Here is a 15877-nt window from a genome sequence, read left to right as displayed (position 1 = left end):
TTTTCCAAAAATTAACCGGCTTTGATGGGAATCCTTGCTTTTGTTTCAATAAGCCATTTTTCCAGTTTTTTCAATAGTAACCCGGCGGTTTCCGGATCCGAATCGATCATATTCAGGCTTTCTCTGGGATCACTTTTTAAATCAAAAAGCTCTGCCTTACTACCATCAAAATAATGTATCAACTTAAAATCTCCCGACCTGGCAATGGCATAAGGTACGATATCTGTTCCCCTAAAATGTGGGAAATGCCAAAATAAATCCCTTGTGATATTTTGGTCCGAATTATCAAAAACCTTAATCAAGCTGACTCCATCCACAGCCTCTTTGACCGTTTTATCTCCCAAATACTCCATGATCGTAGGTATCCAATCCATGCTGATAATAGGGGTATCACTTTTTTGCCCAGCTTTAATTTTCCCTGGCCATCTTACAATAGTCGGGACCCTGATTCCCCCTTCGTATGGATATCCCTTTTGGGAGCGTAAGGGAGAATTGTCCGTAATTGGCTGTGTGGGATTTCCGATCAACCCGCCGTTATCAGAAGTGAAAATGACCAATGTGTTATTCCTCAAACCCAGCCTATCCAATTCCATCATCACTTTTCCTACATTTTGGTCAAGGCTTTCGACTAGGGCCGCATAGACGGGATTGCCTTGAATTCCCTTCTTCTTCTGTTGGTATTTGGCGATGATTTCGGCTTTGCCCATGATCGGAGTATGGACTGCATAAGGAGCCCAATGAATAAAAAATTTATTCTTCTCTTGGCTTTGGATAAAAGCCACTACCTCATCTCCTTCCCTATCCATTAAAAATTCCCCCTTTTTTCTTGGTGGAAGGTTTTTGAATTCATAGTGCTGAACAGGCTTTTCTGGCAAATATGGATCAAAATAACTTGGCGGCTGGCCCAGGTCATTTCCTCCAATATTGATATGAAATCCTTGGTCCTCCGGAAAATGCCCTTCTTCACCCAAATGCCATTTACCAATATGAAGGTTGGTATAGCCATATTGCCGCAACCTTTCAGCCAAAGTCATTTCCTCGAGGGGCAAAAAGCCCTGATTCTTGGGTGTTTTCCATTCTTTTCCAAGGTTTTCCTCATACTCATCGGGCAAAGCCATTTCACTTCCACCCTGGAATTTTGCCCGAATCCAATCTGTTATGCCGGTCCGTGCAGGATATTTCCCTGTCAACAACGCTGCTCTGGTCGGGGAACATATTGCGGCAGCGGCATAGGAGTTGGTAAACAATATTCCCTCGGCAGCCAATCTATCAATATTCGGTGTTTCATAAAAATCGCTACCCAGAACGCCGATATCTGCCCAGCCCAAATCATCAACATGGATCAAAATGATATTGAAATCTTCCTTGGCATCTTGCGCAAAGCAGACCGTGCCAGTGGAAAACACAACCACAAGAAACAATTGAAATGCCTTAAATTTCAAAGTTTGATGAAAAAATAAATGCAAGGAAGTCACAGTCTTCTTGCATTAAAGGTATCACCCAAAGTCACATCGCCGGTGTCAAATCCGAGCTTAAACCAACGTGCCCTTTGCTCCGAAGTACCATGGGTAAAGGAATCGGGCACAACCCGACCTGAAGCCTGTTTTTGAAGCCTGTCATCTCCTACCGAACTGGCAGCATTCAACGCTTCCTCCAAGTCTCCGGGCTCAAGAATTTTGGCGACTTTTTGGGTATGGTGCGCCCAAATACCGGCATAAAAATCTGCTTGCAATTCCAACATGACCATCAATTTGTTGAATTCAGCTTCAGGCAAACTGCCGCGCTGTGATTGGACTCTTTCCAATGTACCATCCAACCTTTGGACATGATGACCAACCTCATGGGCAATGACATAGGCTTGTGCAAAATCCCCATGTGCCCCTAGTTTTCTTCCCATGTCTTGAAAAAAACTCAAGTCTATATAGACTTTTTCATCACCTGGGCAATAAAATGGTCCTGAAGCTGAAGAGGCAAAGCCACACGCAGAATCCACACCTTCCGTAAATAATACCAAGCCGGGTTCTCTATACCCCTCCATTAAACTGTTCCACACATCTTCTGTTTCAGCTAGGACAACAGCTGTGAATTCTGCCAATTGCTCTTCTTCAGCTGTAGCTTGGTAGGTTTCTGTCAGCTGTGTTGTCTGACCCCCACCGGTAAACTGTGATATCAAAGCAATCGGATTGGTTCCCGTAAGCCACATGACCAAAAAGAAACCTCCGACGATGACTAGACCTGCTTTCGAAAAAAGCAATCTGACCAAAGGGGCAAGTAACATGGGATTGATACCGCCACCACCCCCTCCTCCTGAAGATTGCCCACGCCGGTCTTCTACATTGCTACTTTTACGTCTTCCTTGCCATTTCATGATGGTTTGATTTATGTTGTGATGAATAAATGTTAATGTCTACCCCTTTTGAAAGCAATAAAAATAATGATGGATTTGATGCTTTTTACGCGTGGATTTCAAAAACAAGACTATCATCCATGGATGGCAATTGACATGCCAATAAAACTGATTACTTGGCCCCTTCCACAAAATACATATCTACCACTCCTTTATTTTTTGCCATAATTTTGCCACGGTAAGTACATACAAAATGGTCTTTGACCAGCTCATAAGTTGTTCCTGAAATATTGATCCTTCCTGCTTCACTGCTGCTTTCCATGCGGGAGGCGAGGTTTACTGTATCACCCCAGATGTCATAGGCGAATTTTTTTAGCCCGACAATGCCCGCTACCACATTACCGGTATGGACTCCGATTCGGACTTCAAAAATGGGTTTGTTTTGTGCTTTCTTTTTCTTTTTGTGTTCCTCTATAAAATCCCTGATTTCCAAGGCAGCATGAATGACATCTACCGCATGGGTTTGGTTGGTGACCGGGAGGCCGCCCACCGCCATGTAGGCATCCCCGATGGTCTTGATTTTCTCAATTGGGTATTTTTGGATAATCCTGTCAAATTCTTTGAAACAATAGTCAATCTCCGAAACAAGCTCATCCGCACTCATATTCTCTGCGATAATTGAAAATCCAACAAAATCCGTGAACAGCACACTGACACTTTCATATTTTTTGGCCTGCGCAGTTCCTTTTTCCTTGAGTTCTCTTGCTATGTCCAGAGGTAGGATGTTTAGCAGCAACTCATCTGTTTTTTCCTTTTCCGATTGCAGGTCAATGGTTCTTTCGTTGACTTTAAACTCGAGGTTGGCATTGTATTCCTCCAGCCTTTTTTCATTGATTCTGAGATTTTCCTCTACTTCCTTCCGCACCTCAACCTCTTGTTTGAGTTCCTCATTGAGGTGGGTGGTCTGTTCCAAAAGCATCGCATTTTGAAGAGAAATGGCTGTTTGGGTAGCCATTACCTGCAGGATTTCAATCCGTTCCTTTGTGAAAGCCCCGGAAAGTAACCTGTTTTCCAGATATAGATAGGCAAAACCTTGTCCAGCATGCTTCAAAGGAAGACAGACCACAGATTTAATTTTGTTTCTCAAGATGTATTCATCATTGGAATAGGGAAGTTTTGCACTTGCATCTTCCAACACCAAAGTCTCTCCTGTTCTGATGACATAATTGACCACTGAATGGCTGATTTCTTCAAACTGGTCAAAAGGATCATCCTGCAATACCCGGATTTCATTGTTTGAAATATCCAAAGATGCCTTGATTACTTTTTTATCCTTGTCTTTAGTGACAAGGAAAGCCCTTTCGGCTCCGGCATTTTCTGTTACCAGCTTCATCAAGCCGGTAAGGATGTTTTCGAGGACCATTTCCCCTGAGATCAGGTTGATGGTTTTGAGGATGGTGTCCAAGTCAAGATTATTGGATTTCAGGCCAATTTCCTCCGGAGAAATAAATCCTGAATATTCTTCCTTCATCTGGTCAAGCTTGGCCTTGGCACCCCATTTTGAATAAGCTTTGTAGGCATTAGAAAAATAAAACTGGGCCGCCTCAGGCTGGTTTTGGGATTTGAAAAATAATCCTGCCCTTTCCCAAATCATTGCTTCCTCATTGATGTATTTATGAAGCCTTGCATACCTGATCGCATAGGTATAAGACTTGACCGCTTGATCAAAATTATTGTTTAGCCTTTCGTATTCGGCCTTCATCAATTCATAGCGGTGCTGGTAATTTACCTCCGAATATTTCAACAAACCTTTGATCAGGTTAATGTTTTTTCGGCAAATTTTCAATAGTTGCTTCTGTTCTTCAATTGACCTTGATGCATAAATGGGCGTAATACACAGGTTTTCATAGAAATAAAACAACATTTCTGTCACTGAACCTTTCACAGGAATGAGGTATTCTTTTTCCTTGACACAAAATTTCCAGGCTGTTTCATCTTTATTGAATACCATCGCAAGGATTTTTTTCTGGGCATAAAGGTTATGGAAGTAGAGTCCAAATGCAGGTTCATTTGGGAAATCGATTTTTCGCTCATCGAAAATATCTCCGCTCAAGACCTCAAAATCCCTGACTCCTTCCAACAAACCTAATGTGGATTGCCTGAATAAATCAATCCGCTTGATCTGCATGATCTGATTGAGTGGGGCAACTTGCATGCTGAGAAGATCGCCTCTTTTCAGGACTTTATCCAAAGGCTCGCCACCATAAAAATTCCAATAAATAATCAGCTGACCGATGATGGAGGTAAATTCAAAATCTCCTGTTTCCAGTCCCTTTTTGAGTGCTTCTTCCAAGTCCGGGATGGTATCGGCTAGGTGGGTAAGCCATTGGGAAATAAACATGACATACACCTGCTTGAGGGAAACGAACTGGTCTTCATTATTCAGAATTTCACCTAGTCTATTGCCCAACTGCCCCATTTTAAGGCCTTTCTCCATTTTCCCCATGAAGGCAATATTGATATAACCGAAAACCACAAAAGCAAAAGGTGTCTTGGGTCCCAAGCCAAATTTCAAAGTCAACCTGATCAGTTCAAACATAATCAAAGGAACCATATTGGGTTCCAAAAAGTAAGCTGCCAAAGACATGTGGTGCATGATGGACATGCTGAGAATGATCTCCTCATCTTCGATTTTTGGAAGCTTTTCTATGTCTTCTTCCTTGTGTGATCCCAACCGCATATTGGTTCTCAAGTAACCCAATAGCACATCTATCTGAGAGGGGTGAAGTTTCAAATGGATGTTGGCAAATCGGAGGGCTTCCAGACCGATTTCGATTACTTTCTTTTGGTTGTTGTCTACATTGGCATTTTGGATTTTGAGTTCAGCAAGTTTGAGTTTGTCCAAAGTGTCGACTGCATTGGCATCAAGCAATTTTGTAAATTCATTGAACCGATCCTGTCGGTTGCATTGATTGGCTGCTATCGCGGAATTCAGGTAAAGGTTGTAGGTGAATTTTTTGTCCTTTTCCCAGGCATTTTCGGGAAGAAACTGAAGGGCGTTTTCAAAATATTGCATCGCCAACAAATAGGCAGTTGCGCTCTGTGAACGCTGCCCTGCTATGATGTTGAGCTCGCAAAGTCTCTTTGATTCCAAGGGATCAGAAATCATTTCCTTGGCGAAGTTGAACTGGTTTACGATATCGAAAATGCTATCCCGCAGGTCTTCCTCATCTGTATTTTCGAGTAGAAGTCTGCCGATTTTCAAGTGGTATTCCTGCTTACCAAGATCATCGTTAAGAGAATAAAACGCCTGCTGTACCCTGTCATGTACAAAATAGAGGCTGCCGTCTCTGCTTTCCAAAACCAGGTCTAGATCCAAGGCAGGTTTCAGGTCTTGGTAAACTTTGTTTTTGCCACTTTTGGTAATGATGGACAATTCTCCCAAACCAAATTTATTGCCGATGCATGAAGCAAGTTTGAGGACCTCAATACATTCCGCAGGCAATTTATTGATGGTTTCTAAAAATAGGTTAACGATGTCCCCTTCCACATTATAGCCCATCAATTTTTCAGAATCCCATTTCCAACTCGACTCAATACTGTCAAAGTACAGCATCTCGTTTTTGTAAATTGCCTTCAGAAACTGGTTGACAAACAGGGCATTTCCCCCGGATTTTTTATCCACGATTTTGACCAATTCATCCAATGGGTTTTTTGATTTTCCCAAGGTATTGGTTACCAAACGGTAGATATCTCCGTACTGCAGGTTGTCAAGGTGGACTTCTTCAGGATGGATTCCCAATTCCTCAATCTCCATCTTAAACTGAAGGAACAAATGGCCTGTGGTGATTTCGTTGTCCCGGTAGGCACCGACGATCAAAATGTTTTTAAGGTCTTTGTTGGTGAGGATATTCCTCATCAAATTCAGTGATGAAAGATCGCTCCACTGAAGGTCATCTATAAAAATGACAAGCGGTTTATTGGAATCCGAGAACACCTGAAAAAAATTACTCAGCGCATAATTAAACCTCAATTGTGCCTCCACACCGTTCAAAACAGGAAGTTCAGGTTCGTTTTCCAAGAGTTTTTCCAAACCAGGGATAATGTCATACAAGACCCTGCCGATAGGGTGAAGGAGTCTGTGCAGCTCGTGCTTCCAATGGGCAAGGTCCTTTTCGTTAAGAAGCAATATCTGATCCACCAATCTGCCCAAGGCTTGGGAAAAAGCAAAATAGGGAACATCTGTTCTGAGCTGGTCAAATTTGCCGGAAATAAAAAAACCACCTTCTTTGATTACCGGACGGTACAGTTGTTCTACAAGAACCGACTTCCCAACACCTGAATTTCCAAAAACAAGCATGAGGACTTTTTCATCCTCTAAAATCCTTTTAAAAGCTTCTAATAGCTGGGCGATTTGTTTTTCCCTTCCATACAATTCATCTGAAAATCTCAAAACACCGGAAGTATCGTTGGAGCCAAGTTCGAAACCAACTGCGACACCTTTTCTCTGCAAAGAGTTCAGGATCAATTCCAAGTCAGATGAAACCCCTGCAGCGGAATGGTACCTGGATTGAACATCCTTTTCGAGCATTTTCAGAATCAGATCCGAAATGATTTTGGGAATATCTACAAGATCGATTGGACTTCGAGGAGTCAATGCAATGTGCGCATGGATTTTGGAAGGCCCTTCTTTCGATTCAAAAGGAAGTTTTTGGGTAAACAACCAATAAAAAACCACTCCCAATGAATAAATATCTGTGTAATAGCCAATATCAGTGCTTATCCTGCCCGTCTGCTCAGGGGCTATGTAATCATTATCAGCTTCAGAAAAAATCAACCTGCTCTGAATTCCGATTTTCCTTTGAATATGTGTGGCCAAACCAAGACTGATAAAGAAAATTTTGTTTGTGCCGGACTCAATAAGGATATGGTCAGGATTTAGGTTTAGGTGTACCAATTCCTGTCTGTGGACTTCTGCAAGTCTTTTGGTGATGGCAATGCAGATTTTTAATTTATCAACTATGCTGAGAGGAGCAGAATTATATTCTCTTAGACTTTGCCCTTTGATAAATTGAAGTTTGAGGTTGAGTTCGGAACTGCTGTTTTCGCTTTCCAAAACTTTTCTAAAGCCTTCGACCGATTGTCCTGCAAAAGAACCCTCATTTCCGGATTTGAGAAAATCAATCTGGGAAAGAGATGATATAGGGGCTTTTTTGATGACAAAATTTTGTTCAAAAAACGATTCTGACTTCAGAATAGAGTGAATTTTATTTGCATACAAAACATGCAACTCCATTTAGATTAGGTTTTTAGGGTAATAACCAAAGCGGAAACTTTAAATTATCCGTGCATCCGGACAGGTAGGATCAATAAGTTTCGTCTTAAATATAATACATTTTTAATTATCTGAACTGCCTAATAATATTTTGTTATCCAGAAACTTTACCCTATTTTTAATTACTTTCAGGCTATTTGTCTAGGTTATTGGATAAAATATTCAAATTTAAAAAACTTAATTTTATGTCAATTCAGGTTTCAGGTAAAAAAATAGGGCATGAATATGTGTCAGCCGATGAGGATACCATTGCCTCTCAAATGGTCAATGAATTTGAGGCCCAGGTCACCCGGATGTACAAAGACAAAAAAATGCTCCGGCAGGTCCATACCAAAATGCACGGCTGTGTCAAAGCGACTTTTGCAGTTGAAAAGGACCTGCCTCATGATTTGAAAGTGGGTGTGTTTGAGGGAGAACCAAGAGAATACCAAGCATGGGTTCGTTTTTCAAATGGCAATACCGAAACACAAAAAGACAAGAAAAAAGACATCAGAGGAATTGCCATCAAGCTGATGGGCGTCCCCGGTGAAAAAATCCTAAACGATGCACATTTTCAGGAAACACAGGATTTCTTATTGATGAGCAGTGAAACTTTTTTCGCAAAAACCATCAAAGAACTGAATACTTTATTAACAGCCCTGACATCTGCAAGCAAGATAAAAACCTTGCTTTACTTTCTGAACCCGCTCCATTTACCTACGCTGATGCGGATCAAAAAATCCATGGTAGCCTGCGACAATCCACTCAATATCCCCTACTGGAGTACACAGCCGTACCAATTCGGGACCATAAACCAAGCAGTAAAGTACCACCTCAGACCTTCACCTGATAATCAGATCGTCATCGAAAACACGACAGATTACAATTACCTGAGGTATAACCTAGCCCAATCGCTGCATGACAATGAGGCAAAATTTGATTTTTATGTCCAATTCCAAACCGATGCCGAAGCCATGCCGATCGAAGATCCCACAATTCCATGGACTTCACAATATGTCAAAATGGCCACACTGACTATCTATGCCCAGGTTTTTGATTCCAATGCCCAAATGGAATTCGGAGACAACCTCTCTTTTAATCCTTGGCATTCCTTACCGGCGCATAGACCTTTGGGCAGCTTCAATAGGGTCAGGAAAAGAGTCTACGAAGTCATGTCCAAATTCCGTCATGACAAAAACAAACTTCCTGTATTCGAGCCAAAAGAGTCACCCGATTTCCTCAAACATATACTCAAACCAAGCGGAAACAAAACCATCGACCAACAGGTACCTTCTAAAAAAATCCTGCAAACTTCCGCAGAAGTCATTGTCAACTGTAATAAAGAAAAAGCCTATAAGTATGTATCCAGTGTCAAGGAATTACCTAATTGGCTATTAAAAACAGGCCCGATATATGGCGTCATCAATGTGACTACCCTTCGTGGTCATTGGAAAAATGTCGGCGATAACAGGCTTGTAGAAAGGGGTGACTCGGCTACATTGGTAGAAGAATTGATTACGGTCCACCCCCATTCCCATTATGCCTATCAGACGACAGACTTTAGCGATATCTTCAAGAAAATGACCAATAAAACCTACGGGCAGATGTGGTTTGATACCGTAGATGACCAAACAAGACTGAGATGGGTCTATACTTTTACTTACAAAAACATTTTTGCTAAATTATTCCTGATGCTTTTCATTCCTCTCTTTCTCAAAAAGTACCTCCAAAACGGCCTCAACAATGCAAAGGCTTATTTAGAGGATTGATTTCTGGGTCGTCACACTGGTCCGCCGCGGCGGAGAAGTGTCTCTGCAAGTGGAGATTCTTCACCTTCGCTGGCTGCGGTTCAGAATGACGGAGGAACAGCCGCTATTTCCCTATCTGAGCCTTTTCTTATTGCTGAACACTTCGAATTCTCCAATCTCTTTCTATTTTTTCTAAAATCTCATGTCTTGTGTCTCACGTCTTGTGTCTCACTTCTCACGTCTTATTCCTAAACCGTTGCCAAATACCGCAAAGTACTGATCGAAGGAAAGAAGAAATATGCACCGCCTTTGACAGTGATTACCCTTGGCAGGTCATGGATTGTCCTGTTTACCGGAAGGTCCTGAATGGTGAAATTCTGTTCTTCTCCCTCATCCGGCTTTTCCTTTACTCCGATGATAGGGTCAGGATCATTGTAGAGTTCTTTGACTTTGGGAAGTTTTCCCCAAGTATATTGCAAAAACTCAAACTGACGGCTGATGTCGGCATTGAAGCAGGCAAAAAGCAATCCCACTTCCCCTTTCGGCTTTTTATTGGTCGGTGATCCTTCGAAAATCTCTCCATAAAGCCTCGCCCTCCTTATGATCCGGTGTTGCTTGCTCAGTTTGAGCGATTCTTTGACCCCATGGTCATCTACGCTATCGCGAGGATTGGTTCGTCGCAAGTGAGATCCAAAGGGGCATTTCAATCCGTCAGGGTCAAATTTTGAATAACCAAAATCATTGATGTCGCTGGTATGTCCCGGATCTTTGTCAGGAAAAAGTGTGATCGGCGCCCCGCTTTGCCACCTTCCCATGATCCTCGCACCCAATTTCAGGCTTTCCTCCTTATTCAAGGAGCCGTCAGGGTTTTTTGATTTCTCATTCAGATACGACCAAAACTTATCTACATCCTGTTCCAATTGACGCATGACAAGAAAAGATCCGTTTCGTCCTAAATCCTTTAGCCCACTTCCTCCTGCGTCTTGAGCAAGAAGGTTCTGATCCCCTTGGTCTTTGATAATAAGCGGGGTATCAGGATAGACGCCAAATTCATTTTCATACCCGAATAAAAATTCTCCGGCTTTGACAACATCATCTTTGGAACCTACCCTTCCGGAACCTTCTATGATCGGCTGTGAAATACCATCCCTAAATCCAAAATGCTCCTTGTTGTCAGGCTGTGTCTGCCCGTCAATGAAATAAATTTCCTTCAAGCCACTTTCTGCAAATTCGGCTTTTAACTTCTCATAATAATTAAGGCAAACGATTTTGTCCTTTTCAAGATTGTCGACAGTTTTTTTGTCATTGCCAAAAATCATCAGGCATAGGTGAATTGGTTTATTCAAATGTTTGGATTCATTGGTCTTTTCGGAATCCTTGGAATCATCGGAATTATTTCCCCATTTCCAATGCTTCGGTGCACTGCTTTCAACGTCTCCCAGCAACCGACTCCTGTGTGGAGAAACCATTCCCTGTCGGAATTCCCTAGAAAATGCATCGAGATTTTCTTGATATAGCCCTAGAGACTCTAAACCGAGGTGTGTGAAAGCGATATTCAAATGTGTGTCTGATATCTTTGATCTGTCATGGAAATGGACCGCTGTGGTCATGTCTTCCCACGATTTGGACAGCCATTTTTTGGCAGCAGCGGCATCTGTAATCTGAAGGTATACAAACCGCGAATACATCATGTGTGCATAGCCGCGGATGATATAACCCTGAATATCTTCGAGTTCTAACTTTGTCATAAGGATATCAAATGAGTTTGAGGAATTTGGCAGCCTGACGCTCTGATAACGATTTCATCAGCTGCACCCTGATTTTGGTGTTGTTGTTGACGTTTTTGATGGAAAGATCCGGGTATGCGGTGTACCAAACATTGGTGACCAACTCCGAATTTCGACTCCAAGCCAGGAAATGCTCTTCGTCATAAGCACCACCTGTGAGTAAAAAATTGGTTTTGGGAAAGACCTTGGTATTGGAAAAAATACCGGTCAATCCCCATCCGCTGTTGTCGATAAAGTCCCCAAGGTATTGCTGCCAACTGCCGTCAAAATTGCTGAAGAACAAAACCCGTGAATTGTCTTCAAACATGACCCATTTGGCAAAGTGTATGGTCGGGATCCCCATCAGTTTTCCTTGTACAAAGACAAACCTGATCAGACCTTTGGACAGGGCAAACATGGCTTTAATGGTAATCAGCCTGACTTTTCCTTCCTTCATGTCAACCAATTGGGTAAACTGATTTTGGTTTTTGAAGTCCTCATACTTTTCAAGTTCGGTTAAGTAATGACTGTCCAATCCACTCCGCTTTTTGGTAAAGTTCACATCCTTTTTCTCGTAGAAAAAATGGACAATCAACAGCCAAATGATAATCAAAGGAAGTAAAGCAATCAGGATCAAGCCGAGGAAAATCAATCCCAACCAATTGATTCCGGGCATTTTGGCCCTTTTGCTAAGAAATGAAAATTCATTATTATGAAGTACCTCCTCCTTGATTTTTTTGTGAATGGTATGTGCGGATACATCCTGCCAGGACCTGGAATCAAGGTATTTCCTGATATGATTTCTCAGTTTCCATTCCTCCTTTATCTGCCGAACTGTCCGTCCGGGAGCCCCGATATAGACTGCGGCATCCTTCACCATGTGTTTTTCCAAAAAGGCAACCCTACTATCGGAAGTTCTTTGATCCGAAACCGGAAAGCCCTCACAAAATTGATAGACATTATCCAGAATATCAGAAGTATCCTTGCAAAAACTTTTTAAAAAAGCATCCACTTCTCCATCAAAATCAACCACAAAAACAAGCTTGGGAACTCTCGGTGTCGGGTCATTGATATAGGATTTTCCATGGTCGATGACCACCCACCTTGCAAAATGGATAATATCCAATTTTTCGAATTCCGGCGGTATCCCTTTGTCAAGGTCTTTTTTAATTTTACCCAGATATTTCAATAAGTCATCAACCTTGTTTTGGATGACCGGGACTATGATGGTGACTGAGCTTTGCCTCATAAATTTTGCATTAACTTATAAGTTTATTTTTCAATAGAAACATTTTGGCGCATTCACTTCCTGAACGGATCAAGCTATCCATGTCCGAAAGTGACAAATTAAAATCAGTAGCAGGAATCCCCAATCCATCTATCCTGATGGAACGGTTCCCTTCGGCTGTTTCAAATCCTATATCTATGTTTTGGACATTGAGAAGTGTTTCGAATAACTGCTTTAGAAAACTCAAAGGTTGGGAAAAATGCAGGTCCACCTCCTTATCGCTCGCTTTGTCATGCAGGTACAGCCCAATTGCCTCCTCGCATATAAAATCCGGGGCCGGGGCAAAGCGCTCATTGTCAAAGAATCCCAATGGGTAGTTGAAGGCAATGCCACCGTCCACGAAGATATGGTTGTTGGGATTGGAATTTCTGAATTGCCATGCCCTAAAAAACATGGGTATAGACATCGAAGCACGGATGGCTTCCGCAACGACGACCTCAGGGGTTTTGAAAGGTGAAAATTCCTGAATCGTGTGCAGGTTCAGGTCGCAGGCAAAAACAAAAAGATCCTTGCAACCGGCCTCTTTCATTTGTCTGAAAGTCACATTGGGAGGAAGGTTTTTTGGAGATTCGATCAGATAGGAATGGATAAAATCAAAAATATAGCTTCCGGAGTAAAGTCCGAAATATTTGAAGATCCGAAGCGGATTCCAACCTATTTTGAATTTCTTTAAGTCAAAATGATGCTTGAGAAGATTTTCGATCTGATCGACTGAATAGCCGGCACAGATCATTCCTGCCAAAAGCGAACCCACCGAAGTCCCTGCCACCCTTTCGATTCCGGAAAGAAGACCTGCATGGTGCAGTTCCCTTAAGGCACCCACATACGCAATCCCCTTGACCCCTCCCCCTTTCAATGCAAGATTTCTTATTTCCATGCGGATTTACAAACAGGATTTATGTAACAAATACAGGTAAATAGGTACTTTGAATATAAAATAAATATTTGGATTATCTAGAATTGAGGGATTTTCGGAAGAATTGTAGCACGATTTAATAAAACAGGAGTCAAAAACTTCGAATTAATTTGATGAGGAAATAATTAAACCTTGTTCAAAGAATTCGTAAATACGTTACAATTTGAAATTCTTATATTTACTTATTAACTGTCAAACACATGAGTACAATAGAAATTAAAGAGCATCTTCATGAGTACATAGATCAAGCAGATGAAAGAATGCTCAAACTTTTATACGCAATGGCTCAAGCAGACTTGGAAGAGAGAGAGTTTCAGTTGACTGATACCCATATCAAAATCCTTGATGAAAGAATTGCTTCACACAAAGCCGATCCGGAAGACGGTTCAAGTTGGGAGGAGGTAAAAACCAGGATAAAAGGTACATTATGAATTATCATTTGGTGATCAAACCGGAAGCTGAAAATGATGTATTAGAAATTGCAAAGAAGTATGAGTCTAAGAAAGATTTTTTGGGAATTGAGTTCCTTGAGGAGATAGAAAATAAACTGAAATTAATTCAAAATAACCCACTCCATTATCAAATCCGATACAAGAAAACCAGATTTGGTTTAGTGAAGAGATTCCCTTTTGCTATTCATTTTACAATTGAGGGTGACAAAGTGATTGTACTGGCTGTATTTGCTACAAGTCAAGACCCGCAAACTTGGAAGTAATACAAAAAAAATCCCCTTTCAAAACCACTGCTTGAAAAGGGATTTGTATTAAATCGAATGCTTAAGAAATAATGTCAATAGGCGTAAAAAACAATCCCTTCATCCGCGTACCCATTTTTCAAGGCATTTTGATGTTCTGTAATATCTGCAGTGAGTAATTGATGGGTATTGTTTCCTTTGGTCTTTTTGCTGCTGAAGATAGGCTTGGTTCCCGGCGCTTCTGATTCAAAAGCATAAAAAGCGATTTTTTCAAAAACATTATCCCCACCAATAAATGGGTCTTTTATAAAACCCTGAGAAAGCTTTGGTTCCATGGTAAAAAGATGGTTCGAGCTTTCAGAATTTAAATACCTATAAACCGGGCGGGTACCCGGAGCGAGATAGGTGAAAGCTTGAAAGGAAACTCCCTCATAATCATACCCTCTGAGGCTTTCATTTTCAGGTTCACCCGTGAAGATGTGGTTCTCTCCCTTTCTGTCATGAAGTCTATGAATATTTGCCTTCTTGTTGAAAAGTTTGGCACTGTTATCAAAGATATATTGGTCTACATAGTTTTTGACTTCGGCTTTTTTGTTAGGATCAAGGATGAAATAGTAAATGGGAATTAATCCTCCTGGAACAAACTCAATCAAAACATTATTTATTCCTGAAATTTTGCTTTGCCAATTTTCCAAATTGAGGGAAGGAGGAGTGCCGTCTGATAAATCATGCCTTCCGCTTATAGCAAGTGAAGGATCTCCTCCGATTGTCCTCCAAGTATAGATTTCATTGAAAGTTCCTCTAGCTCCCGGGTAAGATTTTAGAGGAAGTTTTTGAAAAACTTGTTCACTTCTGTTTGGCTGATTGGTTTCTGCTTGGAAATTGACCTGCACCTTTGCACCAAAAATTGCATTAACGATTACATGGGTTCCGAAATTTTTGACAATATCATGCGGACTGCTGTTTTCAATAAAACCAATAAATGATTCCGAAAGGTATTTGTTACGGATGTTAATCATTGAAATATTTTCTTCCTGAGGTGCTACCCCAAATATCTTGAGGTTTTCTTCCTTTATGGAAATCTCGAAAGTGCCATATATTTCCTTGCCATCAAATTCCTTTTCGGCGTTTCTTTTGGTTCCAAACCGATTATTAATAGCTCCACCAAAAACAGGAGTTGAACCATTTAATCCTGCATTTAAGGTTAGTTGATTACAATATTCAGTTGCATTACTACTTACAAGATCAATCGTTTCTTGGATTAGGATTTTTACTGATTCAATGCCGACTAAATCGGCAATCTTGCTACCTGATTCATTGATTTTTTGAATGTCAATCACTTGTCCTTTATTGGAAAAACCATCCTCGATTGCATAATCTTTGGTGACATCATATCCATGTCCAAGAACGCCAAACTCAGCATAAGAGGCTGTTTTGAGCGGAAAAATCGATGCTTCATCTGTTTCGTCAACAGGAATAAATTGAACAGTTTCTTGTGGGATATTCTCGAGATCCGGTTCGGAAAGGCAGGATGAAAGCAATCCGGCCACCAACAAGAGTAACGGTAGCGTAAATTTTAACTTCATTGAGACTGGGGATTAAGTGAAATCAGGGCTGATTACAAAAGTAGTTTTTTTCTATTCACAACAACAACGAAAAAGCAAGATTTAGGTTAAGGGTATGAAAATTAATTTTTTGCCTAATTTTATTTTAAAAAATACCAGATAATTAAATTTCTATTCTGTTAAGTGACATTCTTTTCAATAATTCGGTCAAAAAAATCAACACCATCAACAAAAAGGCT

Annotated in this window: 10 protein-coding genes; 3 read left to right on the top strand and 7 right to left on the bottom strand. The window is 41.1% G+C overall.

What is annotated here, in order from left to right; translation table 11 throughout:
- Window positions 1-11: 11 nt before the first annotated feature.
- The 3 genes from DQW11_RS12335 to DQW11_RS12325 all read right to left on the bottom strand — a co-directional run bounded on the left by DQW11_RS12335 (window position 12) and on the right by DQW11_RS12325 (window position 7643).
- The gene (locus DQW11_RS12335) at window positions 12-1442 is read right to left on the bottom strand and encodes a sulfatase (protein ID WP_232826736.1); all 1431 of its coding nucleotides are present in this window, start codon (window positions 1440-1442) and stop codon (window positions 12-14) included.
- 29 nt (window positions 1443-1471) lie between these two features.
- Complete coding sequence (gene ypfJ, locus DQW11_RS12330) at window positions 1472-2368, bottom strand: KPN_02809 family neutral zinc metallopeptidase (RefSeq protein WP_113924385.1); 897 nt, start codon at window positions 2366-2368, stop codon at window positions 1472-1474.
- 151 nt (window positions 2369-2519) lie between these two features.
- Window positions 2520-7643 carry an adenylate/guanylate cyclase domain-containing protein gene (locus tag DQW11_RS12325; protein ID WP_113924384.1) on the bottom strand — a complete coding sequence of 1708 codons (5124 nt, stop codon included), beginning with the start codon at window positions 7641-7643 and terminating at the stop codon, window positions 2520-2522.
- A 224-nt stretch (window positions 7644-7867) separates the two neighbouring features.
- Between DQW11_RS12325 and DQW11_RS12320 the strand changes: the two genes are divergently transcribed.
- A complete protein-coding gene (locus tag DQW11_RS12320; RefSeq protein ID WP_113924383.1) occupies window positions 7868-9430 on the top strand; it encodes an SRPBCC family protein in 1563 nt (520 codons plus the stop codon).
- A gap of 227 nt (window positions 9431-9657) precedes the next feature.
- Here the strand turns inward: DQW11_RS12320 and DQW11_RS12315 are convergent, their stop codons facing one another.
- Genes DQW11_RS12315 through DQW11_RS12305 form a run of 3 tightly spaced genes read right to left on the bottom strand, consistent with a single transcriptional unit; the run spans window position 9658 to window position 13340 of the window.
- Window positions 9658-11157 (bottom strand): Dyp-type peroxidase, encoded by a 1500-nt coding sequence (locus DQW11_RS12315; RefSeq protein WP_113924382.1) that lies wholly within the window; start codon window positions 11155-11157, stop codon window positions 9658-9660.
- Between the two features lie 7 nt (window positions 11158-11164).
- A complete protein-coding gene (locus DQW11_RS12310) occupies window positions 11165-12424 on the bottom strand; it encodes a hypothetical protein (protein WP_113924381.1) in 1260 nt (419 codons plus the stop codon).
- A gap of 10 nt (window positions 12425-12434) precedes the next feature.
- Window positions 12435-13340: a patatin-like phospholipase family protein gene (locus DQW11_RS12305; RefSeq protein ID WP_113924380.1), complete on the bottom strand. Its 906-nt coding sequence runs from the start codon at window positions 13338-13340 to the stop codon at window positions 12435-12437.
- A gap of 239 nt (window positions 13341-13579) precedes the next feature.
- Here DQW11_RS12305 and DQW11_RS12300 point away from each other — a divergent pair, with 239 nt between their 5' ends.
- Window positions 13580-13810, top strand: coding sequence for an addiction module protein (locus DQW11_RS12300; RefSeq protein ID WP_113924379.1), 231 nt, complete (start codon window positions 13580-13582; stop codon window positions 13808-13810).
- Window positions 13807-14094 (top strand): type II toxin-antitoxin system RelE/ParE family toxin, encoded by a 288-nt coding sequence (locus DQW11_RS12295; protein WP_113924378.1) that lies wholly within the window; start codon window positions 13807-13809, stop codon window positions 14092-14094. Before DQW11_RS12300 ends, DQW11_RS12295 begins: the two co-directional genes overlap by 4 nt.
- Window positions 14095-14168: 74 nt before the next feature.
- Here the strand turns inward: DQW11_RS12295 and DQW11_RS12290 are convergent, their stop codons facing one another.
- A complete protein-coding gene (locus DQW11_RS12290; RefSeq protein WP_113924377.1) occupies window positions 14169-15659 on the bottom strand; it encodes an MAC/perforin domain-containing protein in 1491 nt (496 codons plus the stop codon).
- Window positions 15660-15877: the final 218 nt, after the last annotated feature.

The organism is Cognataquiflexum aquatile (genome assembly GCF_003316845.1).
Lineage (GTDB): Bacteria > Bacteroidota > Bacteroidia > Cytophagales > Cyclobacteriaceae > Cognataquiflexum > Cognataquiflexum aquatile.
This window is presented reverse-complemented; position numbering and strand designations above follow the sequence as displayed.